We start from the raw sequence: 21,284 nt of genomic DNA, 5'->3' as shown, positions 1-21,284 counted from the left end.
CTTCGTTATCAAGCAGCTAGATCATTGCTTAATCAGTTTGTAGCACGCTCCAGCGGATTTGAACAGGGCGGTTCTTGACTTAACAAAAAAATTCAAGAAGAGGACTACAAGCCCGAAGGAATACTTCCGCCTGGCCCGAGAGCTCTTCGACACAAACACATGACAACCACCAGAACAAGGCAACAGCCCTAAAGAGCGACTCCCTCCCCTCTCGAGGCAAGAGTTGCCTCGAAACAAGGGAGCATCGAGCCCAGCAAGCCAAAAAAAAAGGGCGACCCGAGGGTCGCCCTTTTTACCGATCAAACAGAACTCAGTTCTGCTTGGCCATTGCTTCGCGCAGCAGCGCAGCCATGGTGGTATCAGCAGCCGCTTCCGGAGCGTTTTTCAGGCTCTGGATGGCTTCACGCTCTTCAGCGTCGTCCTTCGACTTGATGGACAGGCTGATGACGCGGGACTTGCGGTCGACGCTGATGATCTTGGCTTCGATCTCTTCGCCTTCCTTCAGCACGTTACGAGCGTCTTCAACGCGATCACGGCTGATTTCGGAAGCTTTCAGAGTAGCTTCGATGTCGTCGCCCAGGGTAACGATGGCGCCTTTGGCGTCAACTTCCTTGACGATACCTTTGACGATCGCGCCCTTGTCGTTCAGAGCAACGAAGTTGGAGAACGGATCGTCTTCCAGTTGCTTGATACCCAGGGAGATGCGCTCGCGCTCTGGGTCAACCGACAGGATGACGGTTTCCAGCTCGTCGCCCTTCTTGAAGCGACGCACGGCTTCTTCGCCGGCTTCGTTCCAGGAGATGTCCGACAGGTGAACCAGACCGTCGATGCCGCCGTCCAGGCCAATGAAGATACCGAAGTCGGTGATCGACTTGATGGTACCGGTGATCTTGTCACCCTTGTTGAACTGGCCGGAGAAGTCTTCCCATGGGTTCGATTTGCACTGCTTGATACCCAGGGAGATACGACGACGCTCTTCGTCGATGTCCAGAACCATGACTTCCACTTCGTCGCCAACCTGAACGACTTTCGACGGGTGGATGTTCTTGTTGGTCCAGTCCATTTCGGAAACGTGCACCAGGCCTTCAACACCTTCTTCCAGCTCAGCGAAGCAGCCGTAGTCGGTCAGGTTGGTGACGCGAGCCATGACGCGAGTGCTTTCTGGGTAACGTGCCTTGATAGCAACCCATGGGTCTTCACCCAGTTGCTTCAGACCCAGCGAAACGCGGTTGCGCTCACGATCGTACTTCAGAACCTTGACGTCGATCTCGTCACCAACGTTGACGATCTCGGACGGGTGCTTGATACGCTTCCAGGCCATGTCGGTGATGTGCAGCAGACCATCGACGCCGCCCAGGTCGACGAACGCACCGTAGTCGGTGAGGTTCTTGACGATACCCTTGACCTGCTGGCCTTCCTGCAGCGATTCCAGCAGAGCTTCGCGCTCGGCGCTGTTTTCGGCTTCCAGGACGCTGCGACGGGAAACGACAACGTTGTTGCGCTTCTGGTCCAGCTTGATGACCTTGAATTCCAGCTCTTTGCCTTCGAGGTGGGTGGTGTCGCGCACTGGACGGACATCAACCAGGGAGCCCGGCAGGAACGCACGGATGCCGTTAACGTCGACAGTGAAGCCGCCCTTAACCTTACCGTTGATAACGCCCTTGACCACTTCTTCGGCAGCGAAAGCAGCTTCCAGAACAATCCAGCACTCGGCGCGCTTGGCTTTTTCACGGGACAGCTTGGTTTCGCCAAAGCCGTCTTCGACCGCGTCCAGCGCAACGTGAACTTCGTCACCGACCTTGATGGTCAGCTCGCCAGCTTCGTTGATGAACTGCTCGAGCGGGATGACGCCCTCGGACTTCAGGCCAGCGTGAACGGTAACCCAGTCGCCGTCGATGTCGACAACGATACCGGTGATGATGGCACCCGGCTGAAGATTGAGGGTTTTCAGGCTTTCTTCAAAGAGTTCTGCAAAGCTTTCGCTCATTTTAATTCCTGTAGATTCGGGCGAAACAGACGCCCATAGCCACATTCCAGACAATGTGGGTTTCGTTTAAGTAAAGAAAAGCCGGCAGGACGTTGACTGGTGCCCCTGCCTGCTCTCCTCTCCATCAGATGAGGTCGCGTAACGCGAGCTCGCTTCTGATGCGTTGCAGCACCTGCTCGATGGACAGCTCCGTGGAATCCAGTTGAATCGCATCGGCCGCCGGCTTAAGCGGGGCCACTGCGCGCTGGGTGTCACGCTCATCGCGCGCACGGATCTCATCTAGCAGACTTGACAGACTAACATCTTCCCCCTTCCCCTTCAACTGCAGGTAGCGGCGGCGAGCACGCTCCTCGGCGCTGGCGGTGAGGAAGACTTTCAACGGCGCGTCCGGGAACACTACGGTGCCCATGTCGCGACCATCGGCGATCAGGCCGGGCGCCTCGCGGAAGGCACGCTGGCGCTGCAACAGCGCCTCGCGCACCGCCGGCAGCGAAGCGACCATCGAAGCCCCCGCACCGACGGTCTCTGTGCGGATGACATTGCTGACATCCTCGCCCTCGAGAATGATCTGCTGCAGCTTGCCCGGCTCGGCAGCGATGAACTGCACATCCAGATGTGCGGCCAGGGCCTTGAGCAGTTCTTCGTTGGTCAGGTCGACACCGTGATTGCTGGCGTTGAATGCAAGCAGCCGATACAGGGCGCCGGAGTCGAGCAGCCGCCAGCCCAGCTCACGCGCCAGCAAGCCGGCTACCGTGCCCTTGCCCGAGCCGCTCGGCCCATCGATGGTGATGACCGGTGCTTGCGAACTCACGACTTGCCCTCTTCGGCGACGCGGATACCGACTTCGGCGCACAGCGCCAGGAAGTTCGGGAAGGAGGTGGCGACGTTGGCGCAGTCATGGATGACGATCGGCGCGCTGGCACGCAGCGATGCAACGCTGAAGGCCATGGCAATACGGTGGTCGCCATGGCCGTGTACCTCACCGCCACCGATCTGGCCTCCATCGATGATGATTCCGTCCGGGGTCGGCTCACATTTCACACCCAGGGTGATCAAACCATCAGCCATCACCTGGATGCGATCGGATTCCTTGACCCGCAGTTCCTCGGCACCACGCAGCACGGTGCGCCCCTCGGCGCAGGCGGCGGCGACGAACAGCACTGGGAACTCGTCGATTGCCAGCGGCACCAGGTGTTCAGGAATCTCGATGCCCTTGAGCTTCGCCCCGCGCACGCGCAGGTCAGCCACCGGCTCGCCACCGACTTCACGCTGGTTTTCCAGGGTGATGTCGCCCCCCATCAGGCGCAGGATATCGATCACGCCGGTGCGGGTCGGGTTGATACCGACGTGCTCGAGGACCAGTTCGGAACCTTCGGCGATAGACGCCGCCACCAGGAAGAACGCCGAAGAGGAAATATCCGCCGGCACTTCGATACGGGTAGCGGTGAGCTTGCCGCCGGACTGCAGGGATGCCACCGGACCGTTCGACTCGACCGCGTAGCCGAAGCCTCGCAGCATGCGCTCGGTGTGGTCACGGGTTGGCGCCGGCTCGGTGACGGTAGTGGTACCTTCGGCGTACAGGCCAGCCAGCAGCAGGCAGGACTTGACCTGGGCGCTGGCCATTGGGAGCGTGTAGTTCAGCGCCTTGAGCTTGTGGCCGCCACGAATGGTCAGTGGCGGACGGCCTTCAGGACCGGTCTCGACCACCGCGCCCATTTCACGCAGCGGATTGGCTACGCGATTCATCGGGCGCTTGGACAGCGAGGCGTCGCCAGTCATGGTGGTGTCGAACGGCTGCGCCGCCAGCAGGCCGGACAACAGGCGCATCGAGGTACCGGAGTTACCGACGTACAGCGGCCCGGGTGGCGGCTTGAGGCCGTGCAGGCCAACACCATGAATGGTCACGCGACCATGGTGCGGGCCTTCGATGACCACGCCCATGTCGCGGAAGGCCTGCAAGGTAGCCAAAGCGTCCTCGCCCTCAAGGAAACCTTCCACCTCGGTGGTGCCTTCGGCCAGCGAGCCGAGCATGATCGAGCGATGCGAGATCGATTTGTCGCCTGGTACGCGAATCCGTCCGGACACGCGGCCACCAGGTTGGGCCAGGAAAATCAGGTCGTTGGCGTTCATAGCGTCCACATAGGCCCGGCGGGCCAGGATTTTACTGAAATGCTCGCGGGCAACCCGGGCGCGGGTGAATACACCCAGCAACTGGTGCCCGTCCCCAGCATCGACCGCGTCGCGCAAGGCGTCGAGGTCGCTGCGAAATGTATCGAGGGTGCGCAGGACCGCCTCGCGGTTGGCGAGGAAGATGTCGTGCCACATGATCGGGTCGCTGCCGGCGATTCTCGTGAAATCGCGGAAGCCCCCCGCAGCGTACCGGAAGATCTCCAGGTTTTCATTGCGCTTGGCCAGCGAGTCGACAAGACCGAAAGCCAGCAGGTGCGGCAAGTGACTGGTCGCGGCCAGCACTTCGTCGTGGCGCTCGACCGACATATGCTCGACATCGGCGTCCAGCGCGCGCCACAGGCGATCGACCAGGGCCAGCGCCTGGGGATCGGTTTCCGGCAACGGCGTGAGGATCACCTTGTGGCGGCGGAACAACGTGGCATTGGAGGCCTCCACGCCACTTTGCTCGGAGCCGGCGATCGGGTGCCCCGGCACGAAACGCGGCAGACGTTCGGCGAAGGACTCGCGTGCGGCACGCACCACGTTGCCCTTGGCACTGCCCACGTCGGTGATCACCGCGCCCCCCAGGTCGAGCTGGGCCAGGCGGGCCAGGAGCTTTTCCATGGCCAGGATCGGCACTGCCAACTGGATGACATCAGCGCCGACACAGGCAGCGGCGAGGTCTTCCTCGCAGCGATCGACCACACCCAGCGCCACAGCCTGCTTGCGCGACCCGGCATCGAGATCGACACCGACCACTTCGCGGCACAGGCCGCTTTCACGCAGGCCCTTGGCGAACGAGCCGCCGATCAGGCCAAGCCCCACCACGACAAGCCGACCGATAATCGGCGCAGGATTGTTTGTTACAGCATTAACCACGAGCGTGAACCCTGTTCAGAAATCTAGGCAGTTCCGGGAGACCGCTGGGGCGGCTGTGCCGCCCATCGCGGCTAAAGGCCGCTCCTACAGGTACCGCGCACGCCTGTAGGAGCGGCTTTCAGCCGCCCCACCCTCCCTTGAATCAAAGCACCGCCTTCGGATAGGAACCCAGCACCTTAAGTGCCACGGCCTCCTGGCTGATCTGCTCCAGCACCGCCTTGATCAGCGGATCGCGGTGATGGCCGACGAAATCGATGAAGAACACGTAGGTCCATTTGCCACTGCGCGACGGACGGGTTTCGATACGAGTGAGATCGATGCCGTTCTCATGGAACGGCACGAGCAGTTCATGCAGCGCACCTGGCTTGTTGCTCATGGACACGATGATCGAGGTCTTGTCGTCGCCGGTCGGCGGCACTTCCTGGCTGCCGATCATGAGGAAGCGCGTTGAGTTGTCCGGGCGGTCCTCGATCTTCTCGGCCAGACGGGTCAGGCCATACAGGTTGGCCGCCATGTCGCCGGCGATCGCCGCCGAGTTCCACTCGCCCTTGACCCGCTTGGCCGCCTCGGCATTGCTGGACACCGCCACGCGCTCGACGTTCGGATAGTGGGCATCCAGCCACTTGCGGCACTGGGCCAGCGACTGGGCATGCGAGTAGATGCGGGTGATGCTGTCGGTTTTGGTGTTCTCACCCACCAACAGGTGGTGGTGGATACGCAGCTCGACTTCGCCACAGATCACCATGTCGTGCTCGAGGAAGCTGTCCAGTGTATGGCTGACCGCACCCTCGGTGGAGTTCTCCACCGGCACCACGCCGAAGTTGACGGCACCAGCCGCCACCTCGCGGAACACCTCGTCGATAGCCGCCATCGGGCGACTGACCACGGCATGGCCGAAGTGCTTCATGGCCGCCGCCTGGGTGAAGGTGCCCTCAGGGCCGAGGTAGGCGATCTTGAGCGGCTCTTCCAGGGCCAGGCAGGAAGACATGATTTCGCGGAACAGCCGCGCCATCTCTTCGTTATCCAGCGGCCCCTTGTTGCGCTCCATGACGCGCTTGAGCACCGCGGCCTCGCGCTCGGGGCGGTAGAACACCGGCTTCTCGCCTTCGGCGAGGGTGGCGGTCTTGACCTTGGCAACTTCCTGGGCACAACGGGCACGCTCGCTGATCAGCTCGAGGATCTTCTCGTCGAGGCTGTCGATGCGAACGCGCAGCGCCTTGAGTTCCTGATCGGACATCAAGCGTGCTCCTTCTCGAACTCGGCCATGTAGCCGACCAGGGCTTCGACGGCTTCCAGACCCAAGGCGTTGTAGATCGAGGCGCGCATGCCGCCGACCGAACGATGCCCCTTGAGGTTCAGCAGGCCGCGGGCATCGGCGCCCGCCAGGAAGGCTTTGTCCAGGCGCTCGTCGGCCAGGCGGAACGGTACGTTCATCCACGAACGGGCGTTGTGGCTGATCGGGTTGGTGTAGAACTCGCTGCTATCGATGAAGCCATACAGACGATCTTTCTTCGCGCGGTTGCGCTGCTCCATCGCCTCGACGCCCCCCTGCTCCTTGAGCCATTCGAATACCAGGCCCGAGAGGTACCAGGAATAGGTGGCAGGGGTGTTGTACATCGAGCCGTTATCGGCCGAGACCTTGTAGTCGAGCATGGTCGGGCAACTGCTGCGGGCGCGACCCAGCAGGTCTTCGCGCACGATCACCACCACCAGGCCGCTGGGGCCGATGTTCTTCTGCGCGCCAGCATAGATCAGGCCGTATTGGGAGACGTCAATTGGGCGCGAGAGAATGTCCGAGGACATGTCGACCACCAGCGGTACGTCGCCGGCTTCGGGCACCCAGTCGAATTGCAGGCCGCCGATGGTCTCGTTGGAGGCATAGTGCAGGTAAGCGGCGTTCTTGCTCAGCTGCCATTCGTTCTGGCCCGGGATCGCCAGGTAGTCGTAGGGCTTGGCACTGGCAGCCACGTTGACGTTACCGAAACGGCGCGCTTCTTCGATGGCCTTTTTCGACCAGATACCGGTCTCGACGTAGTCGGCGATACCGTTTTCCGGCAGCAGGTTCAGCGGTATCTCGGCGAACTGCTGGCTGGCTCCCCCCTGCAGGAACAGTACCTTGTAGTTGGAGGGGACGGACAGCAGGTCACGCAGGTCCTGCTCGGCCTTTTCGGCGATGGCCACGTAGTCGTCGCTGCGATGGCTCATCTCCATCACCGACAGCCCCTTGCCGCGCCAGTCCAGCATTTCAGCCTGGGCACGCTGCAGGACAGCATCGGGAAGCGCGGCAGGGCCTGCGCAGAAGTTAAAGGCTCGTTTGCTCACATCCACTCTCGCTCTGCCAAATAGAACAAAATCGTAACGTGCAGGCCTCGCCGCCCCTACAAAAAAGCAGGCGTTGCCTGTTCCAATCAGTCAAACGGGGCGACCTTGGTCGCCCCGCTCGGGTTGTTGCTTCACTTACTCCTGAGGTGCCTCTTCGGCGCCCGCGCTGTCCTCGCCCACCGCATCGAGCGGAGCGCCCTCCTCATCCGTCTCGATTACATCATCGAGCTCTTCCTCGGATGGCTCCTGGACGCGCTCCACGCCGACCAACGTCTCGTCGGTGGCCAGTTTGATCAGTGTCACACCTTGAGTGTTACGGCCCAGGCTGGACACTTCGCCAACCCGCGTACGCACCAGCGTACCCTGGTCGGAGATCAGCATGATCTCTTCGCCTTCCTGCACCTGGATAGCGCCGGTCAGCAGGCCATTGCGCCCCTTGGTGCCCATGGCGATCACACCCTGGCCACCACGCCCACGGCGTGGGAACTTCGACAGCGGAGTACGCTTGCCGAAACCGCGCTCGGAGGCGGTGAGGATCTGCGCGCCGGACTCCGGAATCAGCATGGAGATGATGCGCTGCCCCTTGCCCAGCTTCATGCCACGCACGCCACGGGCGGTACGGCCCATTTCGCGCACCACGCTTTCGGCGAAGCGGATCACCTTGCCGGCGTCGGAGAACATCATGACTTCCTTGGCGCCGTCGGTGATGGCCGCGGCGATCAGGGTGTCACCTTCCTTGAGCTTCAGGGCGATCAGGCCGTTGGAGCGCGGACGGGCGAACTGCACCAGCGGGGTCTTCTTGACGGTACCGGAGGCGGTGGCCATGAAGATATAGGCGCCAGTCGGTTCGGCAGCCCACTCAGGGGTATCGCCATCTTCCTCGTCGATTTCCTCGACCTCGACCAGCTCACCTTCGATCACACCGTCATCACCGTCTTCCAGGTCTTCTTCCGGATCGGCGTGCTGCTGCAGGGCTTCCAGGTCGATCTGCAGCATGGCGGTGATGCGCTCACCCTCCTCCAGCGGCAGCAGGTTGACCAGCGGACGGCCACGGGCGGCACGGGAAGCCTCGGGAATGTCGTAGGTTTTGAGCCAGTACACCTTGCCCTTGCTGGAGAACAGCAACAGGGTGGCATGGCTGTTGGCGACCAACAGGTGCTCGATGTAGTCCTCGTCCTTCACACCGGTCGCCGACTTACCCTTGCCGCCGCGGCGCTGGGCTTGATAGGCGGACAGCGGTTGCGTCTTGGCGTAGCCGCCGTGGGAGATGGTCACCACGCGCTCTTCTTCGGGGATCATGTCACCGTAGTTGAGGTCGTGGCGGGCATCGAGGATCTCGGTACGACGAGCATCGCCATATTCGACACGGATTGCCTCGAGCTCTTCGCGGATCACTTCCATCAGGCGCTCGGCACTACTCAGGATGCGGATCAGCTCACCAATCTGCTCCAGGATCTCCTGGTACTCGGCCAGCAGCTTTTCGTGCTCCAGGCCGGTCAGGCGGTGCAGACGCAGATCAAGAATGGCCTGGGCCTGCTCCGGCGACAGGTAGTACTTGCCCTCGCGCAGACCATACTGCTCCGGGAGATCCTCCGGGCGGCAGGAGTCGGCACCGGCGCGCTCCACCATCACCTGCACGGCGCTGGACTCCCAGGCGGTGCTGACCAGGGCTTCCTTGGCCTCGGACGGCGTCGGCGAAGCCTTGATCAGGGCGATGACCGGATCGATGTTCGACAGCGCGACCGCCTGGCCTTCAAGAATATGGCCGCGTTCACGGGCCTTGCGCAGTTCGAAGACAGTACGACGCGTTACGACCTCACGGCGGTGGCGGACGAACGCCTCGAGCAGGTCTTTCAGGTTCAGCAGGCGTGGGCGACCGTCGATCAGGGCAACGATGTTGATGCCGAACACGCTCTGCAGCTGAGTTTGCTGGTAGAGGTTGTTGAGCACTACTTCCGGCACCTCGCCGCGACGCAGCTCGATGACGATGCGCATGCCGTCCTTGTCGGACTCGTCGCGCAGCTCGGTGATGCCTTCGATCTTCTTCTCTTTGACCAGCTCGGCGATCTTCTCGATCAGACGCGCCTTGTTCAGCTGATAAGGGAGTTCGGTGACGACGATCTGCTGACGGCCACCGACCTTGTCGATGTCTTCGATTTCCGAGCGGGCGCGCATGTAAATGCGGCCACGGCCGGTGCGATAGGCCTCGATGATGCCCTGGCGCCCGTTGATCAGGCCAGCGGTCGGGAAGTCCGGGCCCGGGATGAACTGCATCAGCTCATCGACCGTGATATCGGAGTTGTCGATCAGCGCCAGGCAACCGTCGATCACCTCGCCCAGGTTGTGCGGCGGGATGTTGGTGGCCATGCCCACGGCGATACCGCTGGAACCGTTGACCAGCAGGTTGGGGATCTTGGTCGGCATGACCGCCGGGATCTGCTCGGTGCCGTCGTAGTTGGGTACCCAGTCAACGGTCTCTTTGTGCAGGTCGGCAAGCAGCTCGTGGGCCAGCTTGGACATGCGCACTTCGGTGTATCGCATGGCCGCGGCATTGTCGCCGTCCACCGAACCGAAGTTGCCCTGGCCATCGACCAGCAGGTAGCGCAGCGAGAATGGCTGGGCCATGCGCACGATGGTGTCGTACACGGCGGTATCGCCGTGCGGGTGGTACTTACCGATCACGTCACCGACCACACGGGCGGATTTCTTGTACGGCTTGTTCCAGTCGTTGCCCAGCTCGCTCATCGCATAGAGAACGCGACGATGCACGGGCTTCAAGCCGTCACGCGCATCGGGCAGCGCTCGCCCGACAATCACGCTCATCGCGTAGTCGAGGTAAGACTGTCTCAGTTCGTCTTCGATATTGACCGGGAGGATTTCTTTGGCCAGTTCGCCCATGAGAAGCCTGATTCCTTTTTCTGGTGAAACTTCGCCTGGTCCCTCGTGGGACGAACGAAGCTCGCCGCCGCTGCGTGAAGAGAAGCGACGACATACGACAAATCAATGAGTTGTGCCATGGATCTGCGCAATGAAGGCCGCTGCAAAGAACGGCCTTGGAAACTGCCGGATGGTATCACAAACGCTGGGCGCATGGGAGATATGGCAGGTTGCCGTACCGCATCATCCAAACGGGTGAAAAAACGCCTCAATGGAGGCGTTTGCGGCACATCAGCTGGGCCATTTTCGCCGCATCCGGACGCTCGACCACCCCCTTCTCGGTGACAATCACATCGATCAGGTCGGCCGGGGTGACATCGACTACCGGGTTGTATGCCTCGACGTCGGCCGTCACCTGGATGCCCGCCACTTCCAGCAGCTCTTCAACACCGCGCACCTCCAGTGGAATATCCTCGCCCGTGGCCAGGTTCAGGTCGATGCTGCTGCTCGGCGCCACCACCATGAAGCGCAACCCGTGGTGCATGGCCGCCACCGCCAACTGGTAAGTGCCGATCTTCGCCGCCACGTCACCATTGGCAGCAATGCAGTCGGCGCCGACCACCACCCAGCTGATGCCCTTGGTCTTCATCAGATGCCCTGCTGCCGCATCGGCAACCACGGTCACCGGCACGCCGTCGGCGGCCAGTTCCCACGCGGTCAGGCGCGACCCTTGCAGCCATGGACGGGATTCGCAGGCATAAACCTGCTCGACCATGCCCTCCAGCGTGGCGGCGCGAATCACCCCCAAAGCGGTGCCGAAGCCACCGGTGGCCAGGGCCCCGGCGTTGCCATGGGTGAGCAGGGCCTGCTCGCTGCCTTGGTGCTTGCGGATCTGCTCGACACCGAACTGGGCCATGGTCAGGTTGGCTTCACGGTCACTTTCATGGATGGCGATCGCCTCGGCCTCCATGACCGCCAGCACATCCTCGCCCGGACGCAGGCGCTGCAAGCGCTCACGCATGCGGTTGAGCGCCCAGAACAGGTTGGCCGGCGTGGGGCGCGCCTCGCCCAGCATCAGGAAGTCTTCTTCCAGGGACTCCTCCCACCCCTCACCTTCAGCCAAGCGGTGACGCAGCGCCAGCACCAGCCCATAGGCGGCGCTGATACCGATTGCCGGGGCGCCGCGCACAACCATGTCGCTGATCGCCTCGGCCACCTGCGCCACATCGGTGCAGGTCAGCCAGCACTGCTCAAGCGGCAGCAGGCGCTGATCGAGCAGGTGCAGCGCGCCATCGTGCCATTCGATGCCTGTCACCGTCTCCGCCGCCATCAGTTGCTCGCGCATCGCCTCTCCCCGTCGCCCTGGCATCAAAAGGCGGCGATTATAGCGACCCTCAGCCACGGCCGCTCGGGTATACTGCGCGTTTAAGCAAACCGACCCTGGTAAATGCCGCGCATGCCCTCCCCCACGCCCCCTGTAGACCTGTTGCTGGCACCACGCTGGCTGGTGCCCGTGGAGCCGGCTGGCGTGGTGCTGGAAAATCATGCGCTAGGCATTCGCGATGGCCAGATCGCCTGGCTCGGCCCGCGCGAGCGCGCCCCGTTGGCGAACCAGGTGCGAGAGCTCCCTGACTGCCTGCTCACCCCCGGTTTGGTCAACGCCCACGGCCACGCCGCCATGTCGCTGTTCCGCGGACTTGCGGACGACCTGCCCCTGATGACTTGGCTCGAAGAGCACATCTGGCCGGCTGAAGGGCGCTGGGTCGATGAAGCCTTCGTGCGCGACGGCACGGACCTTGCCATCGCCGAGCAGCTCAAGGGCGGCATCACCTGTTTCGCCGACATGTACTTCTTTCCTCGCGAAGCCTGCGACCGCGTGCACCGCAGCGGCATCCGCGCGCAGATCGCCGTGCCACTGCTGGACTTCCCCATCCCCGGCGCCCGCTCACCGGAAGAAGGCCTGCACCTGGCCATCGAGCTGTTCGGCGACCTGCGCCACCACCCGCGCATCACCATCGCCCTTGGCCCGCACGCCCCCTACACCGTCAGCGACGCGAACCTGGAGAAGATCCGCATCATCGCCGACCAGCTCGACGCGCCACTGCACATGCATATCCACGAGACCGCCGGCGAAGTCGAACAGGCACTCAAGGATAACGGCGAGCGCCCGCTGGCTCGCCTCGCCCGCCTGGGCCTGCTCGGCCCCAGCCTGCAAGCGGTGCACATGACCCAGGTCAGCGACGAAGATCTGGCGCTGCTGGTAGAAAGCAACACCAACGTGATCCACTGCCCCGAATCCAACCTCAAGCTGGCCAGCGGCTTCTGCCCGGTGGAGCGCCTATGGCAGGCTGGCGTGAATGTGGCGGTCGGTACCGATGGCGCCGCCAGCAACAACGACCTTGACCTGCTCGGCGAGACCCGTACCGCCGCCCTGCTGGCCAAGGCGGTTGCGGGCTCGGCCACGGCCCTGGACGCCCATCGCGCCCTGCGCATGGCCACGCTCAATGGCGCCCGAGCACTGGGGCTGGAAGCCATTACCGGCTCGCTGGAAGCGGGCAAGGCCGCCGACCTGGTCGCCTTCGACCTCTCCGGCCTGCAGCAGCAACCGGTGCACGATCCAGTCTCGCAACTGATCTACGCCACCGGCCGCGATTGCGTGAAAGACGTCTGGGTCGCAGGCCACGCCCTGGTTCAGGATCGCCGCCTGACACAAATGGACGAAGCCGCGCTGGCCAGCACCGCCCGCGCCTGGGGAGCCCGCATCGGCGGGCGCAACGAATAACCGGCCGGCAGCCACGGCTGCCGCCCTGTAGCACTTTCATCGAAGATTCAGAGGACTGTTCACATGAGCAACGTCGACCACGCCGAAATCGCCAAATTCGAGGCCCTGGCCCATCGCTGGTGGGACCGCGAAAGCGAATTCAAGCCACTGCACGACATCAACCCGCTGCGGGTCAACTGGATCGACGAGCGCGTGAGCCTGGCCGGCAAGAAGGTGCTGGACGTCGGTTGCGGCGGCGGCATCCTCAGCGAGGCGATGGCCCAGCGCGGCGCCACCGTCACCGGCATCGACATGGGCGAGGCGCCGCTGGCGGTGGCCCAACTGCACCAACTGGAGTCCGGCGTGGACGTCGAGTACCGGCAGATCACCGCCGAGGCCCTGGCCGAGGAGATGCCCGAACAGTTCGACGTGGTCACCTGCCTGGAGATGCTCGAACACGTGCCCGACCCGTCGTCGGTGATCCGTGCCTGCTACCGCATGGTCAAGCCGGGCGGCCAAGTGTTCTTCTCGACCATCAACCGCAACCCCAAGGCCTACCTGCTGGCTATCATCGGCGCCGAGTACATCCTCAAGATGCTGCCGCGCGGCACCCATGACTTCAAGAAATTCATCCGCCCTTCCGAGCTGGGCGCCTGGAGCCGCGTCGCCGGGCTTGAAGTGAAGGATATCATCGGCCTCACGTACAACCCGCTGACCAAGCACTACAAGCTGAGCAACGACGTCGACGTCAACTACATGATCCAGACCCTGCGCGAGGAATGAGCATGCGCCTGCGAGCAGTACTCTTCGACATGGACGGCACCCTGCTGGACACGGCGCCGGACTTCATCGCCATCTGCCAGGCAATGCTCACCGACCGGGGCCTGCCGAGCATCGACGACGCACGCATCCGCGACGTGATTTCCGGCGGTGCGCGGGCCATGGTCGCCGCGACTTTCGCCATGGACCCGGACGCCGAAGGCTTCGAAGCCCTGCGCCTGGAGTTCCTCGAACGCTACCAACGTGATTGCGCGGTGCACAGCAAGTTGTTCGACGGCATGCCGGAACTGCTGGCCGACATCGAGAAAGGCAATCTGCTGTGGGGCGTGGTCACCAACAAGCCGGTGCGCTTCGCCGAGCCGATCATGCAGCGCCTGGGCCTGGCCGAGCGCTCGGCACTGCTGATCTGCCCGGACCACGTGAAGAACAGCAAGCCCGACCCCGAGCCGTTGATCCTGGCCTGCAAGACCCTCGACCTCGACCCGGCCAGCGTGCTGTTCGTCGGCGACGACCTGCGCGACATCGAGTCTGGCCGCGACGCCGGCACCCGTACCGCGGCCGTGCGCTATGGCTATATTCATCCAGAGGACAACCCCAACAACTGGGGCGCCGACGTGGTGGTGGACCACCCGCTGGAACTGCGCAAGGTGATCGACAGCGCGCTGTGCGGCTGCTGAAGCCCTCGGCCTACAGGGCGCGCGTCGCCCTTCGATTTCAAGGATAAATCACATGTTCGACTACACCGCCCGCCCCGACCTGCTCAAGGGCCGGATCATCCTGGTCACCGGCGCCGGCCGCGGCATCGGTGCCGCTGCCGCCAAGGCCTATGCGGCGCTGGGCGCCACCGTGCTGCTGCTGGGCAAGACCGAGGCCAACCTCAACGAGGTGTACGACCAGATCGAAGCGGCCGGCCACCCGCAGCCGGTAGTGATCCCGTTCAACCTGGAAACCGCCCTGCCCCACCAGTACGACGAACTGGCGGTGATGATCGAGGAGCAGTTCGGGCGCCTCGACGGCCTGCTCAACAACGCGTCGATCATCGGCCCGCGCACGCCGCTTGAGCAGCTGTCGGGCGACAATTTCATGCGGGTGATGCACATCAACGTCAACGCCACCTTCATGCTCACCAGCACCCTGCTGCCGCTGCTCAAGCTGTCGGAGGACGCCTCGGTGGTGTTCACCTCCAGCAGCGTCGGGCGCAAAGGGCGAGCCTACTGGGGCGCCTATGGCGTTTCGAAGTTCGCCACCGAAGGGCTGATGCAGACGCTCGCCGATGAGCTCGAAGGTGTCGCGCCGGTACGCGCCAACAGTATCAACCCGGGCGCCACGCGCACGGCAATGCGGGCCCAGGCCTACCCAAGCGAGAACCCGCAGAACAACCCGCTGCCCGAAGAGATCATGCCGGTGTACCTGTACCTGATGGGGCCGGACAGCAAGGATGTGAACGGGCAGGCACTGAACGCGCAATAACGGCCCTGTTCGCCGGCACGCCGGCTCCTGCGGGATCGACCTTGCAGGAGCCGGCTTGCCGGCGAACCGCTTCAGCCCGCTGCCAATGCCGGGCGCACCCGCCCCTGCTGGCGCCCTTCCAGTTGCATGCAACGCTCCAGGAACAGGAACATGCAGTCGTAGCTCTTGCAGATAGACCTGCGCAGCTCAGTGCGCAACCCCAGCGTGGGATTCTCGCCGGCCAGCGTACAGATGATCTCCAACGCCTCCCACGGATGGGCATCGTCGTACTGGGCGTGCATCTTCAGCCACTTCATCGCACGCTTGCGGGTTTCCTCGGGGAAGCCCTGGGCGTAGGTGTCGGTCGAGCAGACCACCGCCGACCATTCGCCCGTGGCGCCTTCGATGGCGTAGTTGGTGGCCGCCATCGAGATGGCCAGCGACTCGGTGGCGCATACTCGCCAGCACCAGTCGTTCAGGCCGTTGAGCTCGGGTGGCACTTCCTGGGCCTGCAATTCGTGCAGGTGGATGCCATGGGCCTGGCACCAGTGCACCCAGTAGTCAGCGTGGTTGAGCTCGACGCGGATGTTGCGCATCAGCCAGCGCCGCGCCATGTCTTCTCCTGGGTGGCGGGCGTAGCGGGTCTTGGTGAGGTTGTGGGCCATGTACAACGAGAACTGCTCGACCACCGGCCAGCCACCTATCAGGTACTGGCGGAGGGTGGCCGGCCGTAGCTGACCATCGCGCAGGCGCTGATAGAACTCGTGCTCGACTACTCGGCGTTTGCTTTCGCGGCAATCCTCGATCAGTTGCTGGGCCCAATCCGGATAACTGGCCGGATCCATCAATGGTCCGATCCTTACGAACGAGTCAATCACTGTCAGCTCCTTGATTCCCTGTGATGACCGGGCAAAGTTCAGCGAAAGGTCCCCGGCGCCCGGTGCAGGAGGGGCCTTGCGGCTATCCGTTGGCGCTGCAGGCTGTCGCAGGTGAAGACCTGCGGGCGTTCGATGAGGTAACCCTGGGCGTAGTCCACGCCGATCTCCTGCAACGCCTGCTCGATCAATGGCGTCTCGACGAACTCGGCGATGGTCCGCTTGCCCATGACGTGGCCGATGTGATTGATCACTTCGACCATCGCCCGGTTGATCGGATCATCGAGCATGTCCTTAACGAAACTTCCGTCGATCTTCAGGAAGTCTACAGGCAAATGCTTCAAATAGGCGAATGACGACATTCCGGCACAGAAGTCATCCAGGGAGAACTTGCAGCCCAGTGCCTTCAATTCATTGATGAATCGAATCGCACTGCCCAGATTGGCGATCGCGCTGGTTTCGGTAATTTCAAAACAAATCAACCAAGGCGGGATGGAAAACTCCTCGAACAGCCGCTGCAGGTACTCGAGGAACTTGTCATCACCGATACTCGCCCCCGACAGGTTGATCGCGCACATCGCCAGCGGCCCCTCACGGCCTTCGTCCAGGCACTGGCGCACCACCTGGAACACACTGCGCACCACCCAGCGATCCAGGGCGGTCATCAGGCCATAGCGCTCGGCGGCGGGTATGAAGCTGTCCGGCAGGATGGTGCGGCCGTTTTCGTCATGCAGGCGCAGCAGTATCTCGAGATGCCCGGCGCCCTCCTGCGGCCGCAGGGGCGCGATTTCCTGGGCATAGAGGCAGAAGCGGTTCTCCTCCAAGGCCACGTGCAGGCGCTGGATCCAAGCCATCTCGCCGAAACGCATGGACAGTTCGCTATCGTCGGCATGGTACACCTGGACCCGGTTGCGTCCTTTTTCCTTGGCCATGTAGCAGGCCATGTCGGCGGCGCGCAGCGAGGCCTCCAGGGTGCCGGGCGGCTGGGCAATGTGCACCAGGCCAATGCTGACCGTGGTGACGAAGGGCCGCCCTTTCCATACGAAATGCAGGCTTTGCACCGCTTGGCGCAAGAGCTCGGCGATGCGTTCGGCCTGATCTGACGGGCAACTCTCCAGCAGCACGCCGAACTCGTCACCACCCAGCCGGGCCAGCGTGTCACCCTCGCGCAGGCCGGATTGCAGCACCGCACAGATATGCCGCAGCAGTTCATCGCCGGCCGCATGCCCACACGTGTCATTGACCAGCTTGAACTGATCGAGGTCGAGAAACATCAACGAATGACGCCCGGCCTGACGGGCCAAGGCATTGAGCGCCTGTTCCAGGCGATACTCGAACTCGCGTCGGTTGGCCAGGCCGGTGAGCGCGTCATGGGTGGCCTGCCAGGACAAGTTGGCGATGTACTGGCGCTCCTGGGTCATGTCGTGCAGCACCACGACAATGCCGCTGACCTGCCCGTCCGTGAGGATGGGAGAACCCACCAGGTTGACCGACACGGTGCTGCCATCCAGGCGCTGGATCAGCCGCGCGTGCTCAGCCCCGCCCTTCAGGCTGCCACTGAGCACCTGCTCGACCAGGGTGCGACTGTCGCTTTCGGCGTTCTCGTCGAGCAGGCTGAACAAGGCTGCCAAAGGCAGCCCCTGTGCCTGGGCGGCCTGCCAATGGGTCAACTGCTCGGCGGCCGGATTCATGTAGGCGATGCAGCCGTCGACATCGGCGGTGATCACCGCGTCACCGATAGACTCAAGGGTGATCTGCGCCCGCTCCTTCTCCTCCTGCAACGCAATGGCGAAGGCCTGGCGCTGGGCCAGCAACTTGCTCGAACGCCGCCAGGCCATGGCGATCAGGAACAGCGCCGTGGCCAGGTTGGTGAGCATCAGCACGGTAAGCAGCACCCGCGAGCCTTCACCCAAGGCATCGCTGAAGGCCTTGGCCGCTGGCGTCACGCCATCGTTGATGGCGACGATATGCGCTTTCCAGTCCAGCACCTGGCGCGCCTCGACATCCCCGGCGGCGAAGCCGTCACGCATCTGCATGGCCAGCACATCGAGCTGGCGCAGGTAATCATCACCGATATCCCAATAGTCGATGGCGGTTTCCATGTAGCTGATATGACGGAAGTTGCGGTAGAACCAGATGATCCTGGCCACGTCGTCGGGGTGGTTGCCCCCTTGCAGGATGCCCTTGCGCGCGGCTTCGAGGTCGGGTTCGGGGCGATCCAGGGCCAGGCGCAGGTCATGGTCGCCTTGCGGTACGAGGATGGCCCGCTGGTAGCGCTCGAAAGTCCGCGGGTCACGGTCCTCGGCATAGAGGCTCAGATAGTAGATGGCGTCTTTCTGCGCCTTGGACCACAGGCTCTCGCCCGCCACATAGGCGCGCATGGCGGACAACGCATAGAGGCTCAGGCTGCCCAGCAGCACCTGGAAGACCACAACGGCGACGAAAGGCCAGATGATACCCAGCAGCCTTGGTGCCTCGAGCGTCCGATTTCCCTTCATGTGGTCCCTGTCACTGCGGCAGATAAGGCACGAATCGACCTAGACAAGCACAGCGTAGGCCATTTGCCATGCCTGTGGGAGCGGGATGACCGCCGAAAATATCAACTTTCCAGTATCGTCGGCGCCTGATTTTTCGCATTCGCGGATAAATCCGCTCCTACAGGGAACGCCCGCCCCTGCAGGAGCCAGCCTCGCTGGCGATGCCCGGCACAGCCGGGCGAACAATCTCAAGTCTGCTGCAAATGCCCGTACAGCTTGGCATACAACCCACCTTCGGCGATCAGTTGCTGATGCCCACCATCCTCGGCCACATGCCCGCCATCGAACACCAGCACCCGGTCGGCCTGCTTCACCGCCGAAAGACGGTGGGCGATGATCAAGGTGGTGCGGCCACTTAGGAAACGCGCCAGAGCCTGATGCAGGTTGTACTCGGTGGCCGCGTCCAGTGCCGAGGTCGCCTCGTCGAGAATGACCACTTTGGGCTCGGCCAGCACCATGCGGGCGATTGCCAGGCGCTGACGCTGACCTCCGGACAGGCGCACCCCGGAGCGCCCGACCACGCTGTCCAACCCCTGGGGCAAGGCGGCGATGGTGGCGTCCAACTGGGCGATGCGCAGCGCCTGCCAGCAGGCTTCATCACTGCAGTCACGGCCCATGGTGAGGTTGGCACGCACGCTGTCGTTGAACAGCGACGGGTGCTGCAGCACCACCGCGACGTTCTCGCGCAACGTCTCCAGGCCAATCTCCTGCAAGCTGGCGCCACCGAAACGAATGGTTCCGGCCTGGGCGCTGTACAACCCAAGCAGCAACTGCACCAGGGTGCTCTTGCCACCGCCACTGGCACCGACGATGGCCACCTTCTCACCCGGGGCAATGGACAGGTTGAGCTGATCGAGTACCGGTTCTTCCGCATAGGCAAAACGCAGGTCGCGTACTTCAAGCCCCACCGTCTCACGCCCGGCGAACGGATCGCTGGCCGCCGGGTACCGCGGCTCGTCGGCACGCGCCAGCAGTTCATTGAGCCGGCTGAGCGCGCCGCCCGCGGCGTAGTAGGCGTATTGCAGGTTCAACAGCTGCTCCACCGGGCCGATCATGAACCACAGGTAGCTGAATACCGCCAGCATCTGGCCGATGGACAGGTCGGAGAACAGCACGGTGAGCATGGCCGCGGCGCGGAAGATGTCGATACCGAACTGGAACAGCAGGCCGCTGGCACGGCCACTGGCATCGCTCTTCCACTGCGAGGCCACGGCATAGTCACGCACCTCGCGGGCGCGCAGGCCCAGGCGCCCGAGGAAATACCCCTGGCGGTTGCCGGCGCGGATCTCCTGGATAGCGTCCAGCGTTTCGGTCAGCGCCTGGGTGAAACGCGCGGTACTGTCGTTCTCGAGCTTCTTCAGGTGCTTGACGCGCTTGCCCAACTGCACGGTGAAGTAGATCACCAGCGGGTTGAACAGCAGGATCAACAACGCCAGTTGCCAGTGCATCCAGATCAGGATCGCGGCGGTGCCGGTGAGTGTCAGCACAGCGACCAGGAAACGGCTGAGGGTTTCGCCGACGAACTTGTCGAGGGTGTCCAAGTCGGTGACCAGGTGGGTGGTCACGGTGCCGCTGCCCAGGCTTTCATATTCCTTGAGCGAAATGCGTTTGAGCCGCTCGATCAGGCGGATGCGCAGGCGATAGACAATATCCTTGGCCAGGCCGGCGAACAGCTTGGCCTGGACCACGTTGAACGCCAGCGCGGCCAGGCGCAAGCCCAGGGTGGCGCACAGCATCAGGCCAATATAGCCAGCCGCAACCTGCCAGCCGGCAGGCAGGAAGTTATTCATCCACTTCAGCGCTGCGTCGCCATGCCCCAGCAACACCTCATCCACCAGCAGCGGCAGCAGCAACGGGATCGGCACGCTGCACAGGGCAGCCAGCACGGCCACCAGGTTGGCGGTCCACAGGGCTTTCTTGTGTTGCAGGGCCAGGCGGCGGATTTCCGCCCAGCTCAGGCGATCAGGCACAGCAGGGGGCTTCCCTGACACAGGGTCTGGCGACCCTGGCAGATCAAGCACAGGCGGCCTGCTGCAGCCAGCGGCCGAGCAAGGGTTGCAGGCTGTCCAGCGGCTGGTAGCCGTTGGTCAGCAGCGCCAGTTGGCCGTTGCGCTCGGCCAGCAGCGTGGGGAAGCCGGCGATGCCCAGGTCCTGCACCCAGGCGAAATCGGCGCTGGTGGCGGCACGAGTGTCATGGCTGGCAAAACGCTGTGCGAACGGCTCACGGTCGTACCCGGCCTGCTCGGCCAGATCCACCAGTTGCGGGGCGCGGGTGACGTCCACGCCCTGCTCGTAGAACGAACACTGGATCAGCTTGAGCAAGCTCCAGGCCCGCTGGCCATCCAGCTCGCGCGCCGCGACCAGGGCGCGGCACGCAGGTTCTGTGTCATAGACGAAACCGTCGGGCATTGCGCCGTCGAAGCGAAACGGCTGCCCGGTGGCGTCATGCACGGCCTGCCAATGCTCGAGGATGTACTTGCGGGTCGAGGCGTCCAGGGCGCTGCCACCGCTGCGCAGGCCGCCCGGCACCAGCCGGGTGTCGACCCCGGCTTCACGGGCCTGGGCGATCAATGCCTCGGCCACCGGGGCGAAACCCCAGCACCAGGAGCACATCGGGTCCATCACATAGAGCAGGCGTGCGGACATGC

Annotated in this window: 15 protein-coding genes; 4 read left to right on the top strand and 11 right to left on the bottom strand. The window is 63.3% G+C overall.

The window, feature by feature from the left end; translation table 11 throughout:
- Nucleotides 1-310: 310 nt before the first annotated feature.
- The 7 genes from rpsA to mtnA form a co-directional block, all read right to left on the bottom strand.
- Nucleotides 311-1,987 carry a 30S ribosomal protein S1 gene (gene rpsA / locus IM733_RS00910; RefSeq protein ID WP_011532776.1) on the bottom strand — a complete coding sequence of 559 codons (1,677 nt, stop codon included), beginning with the start codon at nt 1,985-1,987 and terminating at the stop codon, nt 311-313.
- A 124-nt stretch (nt 1,988-2,111) separates the two neighbouring features.
- Nucleotides 2,112-2,798, bottom strand: a complete 687-nt coding sequence (gene cmk, locus IM733_RS00905) for a (d)CMP kinase (protein ID WP_011532775.1) — start codon at nt 2,796-2,798, stop codon at nt 2,112-2,114.
- Entirely contained in the window at nt 2,795-5,002 is a 2,208-nt protein-coding gene (locus IM733_RS00900) for a bifunctional prephenate dehydrogenase/3-phosphoshikimate 1-carboxyvinyltransferase (RefSeq protein WP_248921105.1), read from the bottom strand. Before IM733_RS00900 ends, cmk begins: the two co-directional genes overlap by 4 nt.
- 175 nt (nt 5,003-5,177) lie before the next feature.
- Nucleotides 5,178-6,272 carry a prephenate dehydratase gene (gene pheA / locus IM733_RS00895; protein WP_011532773.1) on the bottom strand — a complete coding sequence of 365 codons (1,095 nt, stop codon included), beginning with the start codon at nt 6,270-6,272 and terminating at the stop codon, nt 5,178-5,180.
- Nucleotides 6,272-7,357, bottom strand: a complete 1,086-nt coding sequence (gene serC / locus IM733_RS00890) for a 3-phosphoserine/phosphohydroxythreonine transaminase (protein ID WP_248919142.1) — start codon at nt 7,355-7,357, stop codon at nt 6,272-6,274. Before serC ends, pheA begins: the two co-directional genes overlap by 1 nt.
- A gap of 135 nt (nt 7,358-7,492) precedes the next feature.
- A complete protein-coding gene (gyrA, locus tag IM733_RS00885) occupies nt 7,493-10,255 on the bottom strand; it encodes a DNA gyrase subunit A (protein ID WP_248919141.1) in 2,763 nt (920 codons plus the stop codon).
- Nucleotides 10,256-10,502: 247 nt separating this feature from the next.
- Entirely contained in the window at nt 10,503-11,579 is a 1,077-nt protein-coding gene (mtnA, locus tag IM733_RS00880; RefSeq protein WP_248919140.1) for an S-methyl-5-thioribose-1-phosphate isomerase, read from the bottom strand.
- A gap of 111 nt (nt 11,580-11,690) precedes the next feature.
- Between mtnA and IM733_RS00875 the strand changes: the two genes are divergently transcribed.
- The 4 genes from IM733_RS00875 to IM733_RS00860 all read left to right on the top strand — a co-directional run bounded on the left by IM733_RS00875 (nt 11,691) and on the right by IM733_RS00860 (nt 15,245).
- Complete coding sequence (locus tag IM733_RS00875; protein ID WP_248919139.1) at nt 11,691-13,016, top strand: TRZ/ATZ family hydrolase; 1,326 nt, start codon at nt 11,691-11,693, stop codon at nt 13,014-13,016.
- A gap of 63 nt (nt 13,017-13,079) precedes the next feature.
- Entirely contained in the window at nt 13,080-13,778 is a 699-nt protein-coding gene (gene ubiG, locus IM733_RS00870) for a bifunctional 2-polyprenyl-6-hydroxyphenol methylase/3-demethylubiquinol 3-O-methyltransferase UbiG (RefSeq protein ID WP_011532768.1), read from the top strand.
- Between the two features lie 2 nt (nt 13,779-13,780).
- On the top strand, nt 13,781-14,452 hold the full coding sequence (gene mupP, locus IM733_RS00865; protein ID WP_248919138.1) for an N-acetylmuramic acid 6-phosphate phosphatase MupP: 672 nt from the start codon (nt 13,781-13,783) through the stop codon (nt 14,450-14,452).
- Between the two features lie 52 nt (nt 14,453-14,504).
- Nucleotides 14,505-15,245, top strand: coding sequence for a YciK family oxidoreductase (locus tag IM733_RS00860; RefSeq protein ID WP_011532766.1), 741 nt, complete (start codon nt 14,505-14,507; stop codon nt 15,243-15,245).
- A gap of 71 nt (nt 15,246-15,316) precedes the next feature.
- On the opposite strand, the gene IM733_RS00855 is transcribed toward IM733_RS00860, so the two are convergent.
- The 4 genes from IM733_RS00855 to IM733_RS00840 form a co-directional block, all read right to left on the bottom strand.
- Complete coding sequence (locus IM733_RS00855) at nt 15,317-16,102, bottom strand: TenA family transcriptional regulator (RefSeq protein ID WP_248919137.1); 786 nt, start codon at nt 16,100-16,102, stop codon at nt 15,317-15,319.
- Between the two features lie 38 nt (nt 16,103-16,140).
- Nucleotides 16,141-18,597 carry an EAL domain-containing protein gene (locus tag IM733_RS00850; RefSeq protein ID WP_248919136.1) on the bottom strand — a complete coding sequence of 819 codons (2,457 nt, stop codon included), beginning with the start codon at nt 18,595-18,597 and terminating at the stop codon, nt 16,141-16,143.
- 227 nt (nt 18,598-18,824) lie between these two features.
- On the bottom strand, nt 18,825-20,657 hold the full coding sequence (locus IM733_RS00845; RefSeq protein ID WP_248919135.1) for an ABC transporter ATP-binding protein: 1,833 nt from the start codon (nt 20,655-20,657) through the stop codon (nt 18,825-18,827).
- Entirely contained in the window at nt 20,650-21,282 is a 633-nt protein-coding gene (locus IM733_RS00840) for a DsbA family protein (protein ID WP_248919134.1), read from the bottom strand. Before IM733_RS00840 ends, IM733_RS00845 begins: the two co-directional genes overlap by 8 nt.
- Nucleotides 21,283-21,284: the final 2 nt, after the last annotated feature.

The organism is Pseudomonas entomophila, assembly GCF_023277925.1.
Classification (GTDB): domain Bacteria; phylum Pseudomonadota; class Gammaproteobacteria; order Pseudomonadales; family Pseudomonadaceae; genus Aquipseudomonas; species Aquipseudomonas entomophila_D.
This window is presented reverse-complemented; position numbering and strand designations above follow the sequence as displayed.

What these genes read in the sequence shown, in the direction of transcription:
- IM733_RS00875 (WP_248919139.1), top strand. Translation starts at nt 11,691, where the DNA reads ATGCCCTCCCCCACGCCCCCTGTAGACCTGTTGCTGGCACCACGCTGG.
- IM733_RS00860 (WP_011532766.1), top strand. Translation starts at nt 14,505, where the DNA reads ATGTTCGACTACACCGCCCGCCCCGACCTGCTCAAGGGCCGGATCATC.
- IM733_RS00840 (WP_248919134.1), bottom strand. Translation starts at nt 21,282, where the DNA reads ATGTCCGCACGCCTGCTCTATGTGATGGACCCGATGTGCTCCTGGTGC.
- rpsA (WP_011532776.1), bottom strand. Translation starts at nt 1,987, where the DNA reads ATGAGCGAAAGCTTTGCAGAACTCTTTGAAGAAAGCCTGAAAACCCTC.
- pheA (WP_011532773.1), bottom strand. Translation starts at nt 6,272, where the DNA reads ATGTCCGATCAGGAACTCAAGGCGCTGCGCGTTCGCATCGACAGCCTC.
- mupP (WP_248919138.1), top strand. Translation starts at nt 13,781, where the DNA reads ATGCGCCTGCGAGCAGTACTCTTCGACATGGACGGCACCCTGCTGGAC.
- gyrA (WP_248919141.1), bottom strand. Translation starts at nt 10,255, where the DNA reads ATGGGCGAACTGGCCAAAGAAATCCTCCCGGTCAATATCGAAGACGAA.
- IM733_RS00850 (WP_248919136.1), bottom strand. Translation starts at nt 18,597, where the DNA reads ATGAAGGGAAATCGGACGCTCGAGGCACCAAGGCTGCTGGGTATCATC.
- mtnA (WP_248919140.1), bottom strand. Translation starts at nt 11,579, where the DNA reads ATGCGCGAGCAACTGATGGCGGCGGAGACGGTGACAGGCATCGAATGG.
- ubiG (WP_011532768.1), top strand. Translation starts at nt 13,080, where the DNA reads ATGAGCAACGTCGACCACGCCGAAATCGCCAAATTCGAGGCCCTGGCC.